Raw genomic sequence first — 418 nt, forward strand, 5'->3', positions numbered from 1 at the left:
GAGTTGACCTCGAAGTACGCCGCGGACGCGGACAGCGGCACCCCGACCACCAGGGCGGACTGCCCGTCGACGCGTACCCGCTGCACGGCCGGTTCCCCGGCGGCGACGACCCGCCGCAGCTCGGCGGGGATGGCGGCGGTGGTGCCCGGATCGGCGGCGCGCGCGTACCACTCGCCGTTGAGGTGCAGCACCGGCCGCCGGCTACCCCCGGTGTCCAACGACCGGAGCACCTCCACCACGTCCGGGGTGTCCGTGTCGATCCCGGCACGAACGACCGTGGCGTCGAAGTAGGCGGCGCGCAGGGCGGTGCGTTCACGCTCGTCGAGCAGGGACCGGCGGGTCAGATCGTAGGAGATCAGGGCCATCGACGCCGAGAGCAGGAGCGCGCCGACGGCGAACGCGGCGGTGACCCGGGTAC

General features: G+C 73.9%; 1 pseudogene. It reads right to left on the minus strand.

The window, feature by feature from the left end:
• Positions 1-418, minus strand: a pseudogene (locus KBX53_RS35865) (two-component sensor histidine kinase); the annotation flags it as partial.

It is taken from the genome of Micromonospora sp. M51, from assembly GCF_018070305.1.
Lineage (GTDB): Bacteria > Actinomycetota > Actinomycetes > Mycobacteriales > Micromonosporaceae > Micromonospora > Micromonospora parva.